Source organism: Vibrio penaeicida (assembly GCF_002933855.1).
In the GTDB taxonomy this organism is placed as follows: Bacteria; Pseudomonadota; Gammaproteobacteria; order Enterobacterales; family Vibrionaceae; genus Vibrio; species Vibrio penaeicida_A.
Window position 1 is genome coordinate 1 of the sequence record NZ_BFAQ01000079.1, and the last position, 5282, is coordinate 5282.

Annotated in this window: 4 protein-coding genes; 1 reads left to right on the forward strand and 3 read right to left on the reverse strand. The window is 42.9% G+C overall.

Annotated features, from left to right (window positions below):
- Positions 1 to 858 precede the first annotated feature (858 nt).
- Positions 859 to 3348 (forward strand): reprolysin-like metallopeptidase, encoded by a 2490-nt coding sequence (locus VPNCDNU1_RS28230; protein WP_167404915.1) that lies wholly within the window; start codon positions 859 to 861, stop codon positions 3346 to 3348.
- Between the two features lie 135 nt (positions 3349 to 3483).
- Here VPNCDNU1_RS28230 and VPNCDNU1_RS28235 read toward each other — a convergent pair whose 3' ends face one another.
- The 3 genes from VPNCDNU1_RS28235 to VPNCDNU1_RS28245 form a co-directional block, all read right to left on the reverse strand.
- The gene (locus VPNCDNU1_RS28235; RefSeq protein ID WP_167404916.1) at positions 3484 to 3978 is read right to left on the reverse strand and encodes a pilus assembly FimT family protein; all 495 of its coding nucleotides are present in this window, start codon (positions 3976 to 3978) and stop codon (positions 3484 to 3486) included.
- A gap of 295 nt (positions 3979 to 4273) precedes the next feature.
- Entirely contained in the window at positions 4274 to 4498 is a 225-nt protein-coding gene (locus tag VPNCDNU1_RS28240) for a maltose ABC transporter permease (RefSeq protein ID WP_224055546.1), read from the reverse strand.
- A gap of 231 nt (positions 4499 to 4729) precedes the next feature.
- A complete protein-coding gene (locus VPNCDNU1_RS28245) occupies positions 4730 to 4975 on the reverse strand; it encodes a GDCCVxC domain-containing (seleno)protein (RefSeq protein ID WP_104403459.1) in 246 nt (81 codons plus the stop codon).
- Positions 4976 to 5282 lie beyond the last annotated feature (307 nt).

The window sequence follows — 5282 nt, forward strand, 5'->3', positions numbered from 1 at the left end:
GTCATCCAGCCAGCGAGCCATAATGAGATCGCTCCCTAAGGGATGTTGTCTTTGCATCAACCCCAATATGCCGATGATCACATCCCCAGTCAGGACGGCTTTCCCCCGCTCAACGGTGGGTGTTTTTTCCAGATGCATTCGCATCAAAAGTTCAAGCGCTCTGCTCATGGTGCCTCCTATCCGCGTTTATTCAGACAAGGCACTGCCGCATACCAAGAACGCGTTTCGATGAAAAGCGACCTTTGATAGCCCATGCATCTCGTCATGACAAATTCACGTTAGAACACCATTATACACTGTATATAAAAACAGTCCCAGTCAGCTTGGCGCTTTTGTTTCTTCAAGTTGAAAAAACTGCACTCCAAACTCATTCGTATGTATAGAAAGACCAAATGGTGGTGCGTACGAGTTAGAAACAATAAATGAAACCACTCAGTAAGCCTGATGAACAACACGTTACAAAGTCGTCAGCTGAGATCCGATTTGATAGTTCGCCACATGTCCGACTCCGTAGCGAACATTCTCTTAAATTCCTGCTTATTATCAATCTTTTATAAAATAAAGCGTAAATTATTAATCGTATGAATAAACTCTCATTTTGAGTTCAACATCGTTTCAATTCATTGAAATGACACGAAAAACCTAATCCCTACTATTGGTGCGACTAATGAATTATGTCATTGATATTAGGCAACTTATGGTTTTCTCAATAGAGTGAGCATTCCTACCTTGGGCGTCACAGACATGCTTTTTTTACTGTACGCAAACGTTCTATTGTGAGATTCAGCGAGCTGCATTTACCCAAATATCACTGTGTTTACGTATGTCCGAAAGGATATGTCACTCTTGGAGCCCGACATGAAAAAAAATATGAATCGATGGATTAATGTCTGTTTTGCTTTATCTGCAACAGCCCTTGGTGTGAGTCAAGCAATAGCGGCTAATGACGTCCACTCAGCAATGTTAGAAAAAGAACACATAAATCAGCCATCAAGCACCCAGTTTTGGCAAGAAACGGTGGAACACTCTTCTACTTCCGAAGTTGACCGCCAACGTTATATCAAGCCAGCTAAATTCCGCTTAATCCAGTTAGAGCTTGACCACCTTAAACATCATCTGAATCAGACCGTAACGGCTTCTACAGATCTAGCGAATGAAAGGGTGGCAAGCGTCGATCTTTCTATACCATTGCCGAATGGGGGTTACGAAACCTTTGTTGTTGCGCCAAACCAAGTGCTGCCGGCAGAACTGGCTGCGCGCTATCCCGAGATTAAAACGTTTAGCGGAACCAGTGCGGAAACTAAGAATACTCGGATCGTACTGGACTACACGTCGCAAGGGTTTCATGCGATGGTGACATCAGAGAAATACGGTACGTTCTATATCGACCCTTATGAGTCAGGAAATACCAGAACATACATCAGCTATTTCAAAAAAGATTATCACAAAACAAAGGATCTGCGTCTTCTCGAAGAAACACTGACTCGCAGTGAATCGCAGCTTAACAGAGGCACTTCATTCCGTTCTGGTCGCTCAGGTTTTGGAACTTCAGATATGTACCCGTTAAGAACATATCGTTTAGCAATAGCAACGACTTATGAATACTCTCGCTTTCATGGTGGGACAAAACAGAGCGTGATGTCAGCCGTTGCAACCACAATCAACCGGGTGAATGAGATCTATGAGCGTGATTTGGCCATACGCCTGCAATTGATCCCGACCACTGATCAGCTATTTTCCCTCGATGTAAACGATTACTACACAAACAATCGCTCAGATTTAATGCAAGGAGAAAGTCAGGTCGTCATTGATAAGGTGATTGGTCAACAAGGTTACGATGTTGGTCATCTGTTCAGTGCAACGGGCGGCGGAAGTGCACTTATCGGATCCGTTTGTACCCGAGGCAAGGGAAGCGGCGTTTCTGGGTTAGGTATGCCGATGGGCGATGCATTTGATATCGACATCGTCGCGCATGAGATTGGTCACCAATTTGGTGCCGAACATACTCACAATACAGGGTGTAATCGCGTCTCTTACAATGCGGTGGAGCCGGGAAGCGGTTCCACAATCATGGGATACGCAGGTGTCTGTGGACCGAATGTTCAAGTGAACTCCGATGCTATGTTCCATAGTTACAGCATCGGGAATGTTCGTCATTTTATGGATCGTGGGTATGGCAGTGGATGCGGTACGTCTGAGATGTCGTTAAACACACCTCCAGTCGTCAGTGCTGGACCAGACGTGACGATCCCAAAAGAAACGCCATTTGTGTTGACGGGGTCGGCAGTAGATACAGAAGACCAAGCTGAATTAACTTACAGTTGGGAACAAATTGATCGAGGTGATTTAGTCGCACGTCCAACAGCGAATCAAGTAACCGGTCCCACATTCAGAGCAAAACTGCCAACAGTATCACCCACTCGTTACCTGCCGAACCTAGACGCAATTGTCAACAACCAGACGCCAACCTGGGAGGTACTTTCTTCCGTGGCACGCAGCTACAAATTTCGGTTAGTGGCTCGGGATAATAACGTAGAATCGCCTCAAGTGTCTTGGGATGAGCGTGTGATTACTGTCGATGGAACCGCGGGACCATTTGTGGTCAGTAAACCGAATACAAAAGTAAACTGGCTGCCCGGTTCAACGCAGACAGTGCGTTGGCAAGTTGCTGGGACCGATTTACCCCCAGTGAATGTAAGTTTGGTGAATGTTCAACTTTCCTTAGATGGTGGTAAAACGTACCCACATACACTAGCTGCAAACGTGCCGAATACAGGGACAACGGACGTCGTGCTCCCAGATCTGATAAGCAAAACGGCTCGAATAAAAGTTGAAGCCGTTGATAATATCTTCTTCGATATTTCAAACGTAGACTTTTCAATCTCAGCAGGGTTGGACGTGAATCAAGCTCCGAAATTCACATCGGTAGCACCGGTTAATGCGACCAGTGGTACCGCGTATCTTTATCAGGTGAGCGCCAAAGACGTAGATAGCCCAGAGATACGATTCAGAGCCAAAACCAAACCTGTGTGGCTATCGTTTGATGCCAACACATTGCGACTAAGTGGCACACCATCGGACGCAGATATTGGTAGCCACCAAGTGGTATTGCAAGTATCAGACAGTCAGATTGTTACGAGTCAAACATTCCAGATCACAGTAACAGGTGGGGTAACACAGACCTGTGGCGCTGTTGAACCGTGGGATGCCAAGAGCGCATATGTTTCAGGTGATCAAGTGATGTTTGGAAATAATACCTTCGAAGCGAAATGGTGGACAAAAGGGCAACAGCCAGATACCACAAAAACGGATGGTGACTGGAACCTGATTGACCCGTGCCAACCGTAGTAAAATGATTTATTGCTTAATATTTAAGATGCCATGAAATCAGGCGAGTCTAGGCTCGCCTGATGCTTTTTAAACAGTAGGCAATCTTCAAGCCCATTAACTGTTAACGCTCACCGCCTTTTGAAAAAAGGGACATCACATAAACTCAGCTCTTCCCCAAAAAGTACCTTTAAATTCCACGACATCGGCAGAATTAGCATAAAACTTTATGACACTCTGCCTACCTTCGATATCAAAATTGCTCAGTGTTGGTTTACCATTGACGGCGCTAAATTTGATATAGGTCTCAGGGTAGGTTCGCTCTATTGTGATTTTTGGATGACTATCACTTCGAATAGAAAAAACAGCGTTAGCATTACACACAGGCGTGGTTGAACTGGTCGTCAGTAATACACACCAATCTTGTGTCACTTCGCTGTTTTGGGGCAATCCAACAAAATGTAAGTACATCGCTTTGTTTTGAGTCACCGCTTCATTACGAGACATATTAAAAACATCCCCTAATTCACTTTGAATTTTAGTTTCTCGATTGGACTCAATAATGCTGGAAAAACTGGGGGCAAAGGCACTCATGAGGATCGCCATCACCGCCAGTGTGATAATAAGCTCTATCAGTGTAAATCCACTCATCAAGTGTCTTGTTTTGCAGCGATGTTCCATATCAAAATCGGGGGTATGAGTTGAAATATTTGAATGGAATGTTGCCACATATGTAAATCAACGCTCACATAGATTGGAAATAATGAGACGCACCACTCGCAAAAAGGCAGCAGAAATATAAGACTCTGCTAACATAATAAATGAAACCTTTGTTTTTTGAGCCGTTAACCATCCAACTATTTGCTCGATCCCAATATTTTCGGATGGTCGTAGGCTCTTTTTTTTACCATAACCTTTCCATTCCCCCTCTTAATCACATGCTTTTTCAAATAAAAACATAACCGAGCCAACTTGGGAGTCCAAATACCAAGCTCCAGAGCCCCAGAACAGCGGCAAAAGGTAGGGTAAGAGGAAAGAAGGCAAATACCATCATATGAAAACCACCGATATTGATTGCTAGCCAGAACCAAAACATCCATCCAAACAATAGGATAGCGTAAGAGCTGATTGCTACCCATCGGACAACATTTGCTTGTAGCTTCTTCTCCATTCACAGTGTCTCAAACTTGATAAATAGCAATTATAAATGCACAAAGAAAATATAAAATAATACATTTTCTTAAATGTGATATATGCGCTCATATTTGCATATTATAATGCTGGGCTCGATTAAGTCAGTGCCCAGAACGTTACTCTTTACACACCATAAAACTCCCCCCTTCTCCCTAAAGGTTCAAAATATTGTTTAAAACCAACCGATAATGTAGTTTTGAGGGTTTAACTAGTGATGTGAATGTTTTGTTGCACGAGTCGGTAAAATGTTAGAAGCATTACGCTGCTTTTGAATGGGCGGGCACGGCACACTACCATACGAACAAAAAACACAACAATCATTCGCTTTTGGTTTAAGCAGTACACCGCACTCTTTACACTCGTAGAAATACTGACAGTAATCCTTAGGCATTGCCTCTAGGCTTTTGTGACCACAACTTGGGCAAACGAGTTCGGATTCAAGTTTTATTTCCATAATTTAGCCCTATGCAAATAGCCTTATATAAGCATAGTCAAATAAAGGAGATACGACACCTATTGGGTATTCAATAAGTTGTAAACTCGCTCCCCCACGCATCGAAAGCTAGCTCTATCAGTGTAAATCCACTCTTCAAGTATCTTGTTTTTCAGCGATGTTCCATATAAAAATCGTGGTCATGATTTGATATATTTGGATTGAATTTTCCACAAAATTAAATAAAATCTCATATAAATTAAACTTTATGATACGTACCAATTGTAATTAAAAAGATACATAATAAAAATAGAATAAAGTACAACAA

Excerpts from the sequence above, each read along its gene's own strand:
- VPNCDNU1_RS28230 (WP_167404915.1), top strand. The coding sequence starts at position 859 with ATGAAAAAAAATATGAATCGATGGATTAATGTCTGTTTTGCTTTATCT.
- VPNCDNU1_RS28235 (WP_167404916.1), bottom strand. The coding sequence starts at position 3,978 with ATGAGTGGATTTACACTGATAGAGCTTATTATCACACTGGCGGTGATG.
- VPNCDNU1_RS28240 (WP_224055546.1), bottom strand. The coding sequence starts at position 4,498 with ATGGAGAAGAAGCTACAAGCAAATGTTGTCCGATGGGTAGCAATCAGC.
- VPNCDNU1_RS28245 (WP_104403459.1), bottom strand. The coding sequence starts at position 4,975 with ATGGAAATAAAACTTGAATCCGAACTCGTTTGCCCAAGTTGTGGTCAC.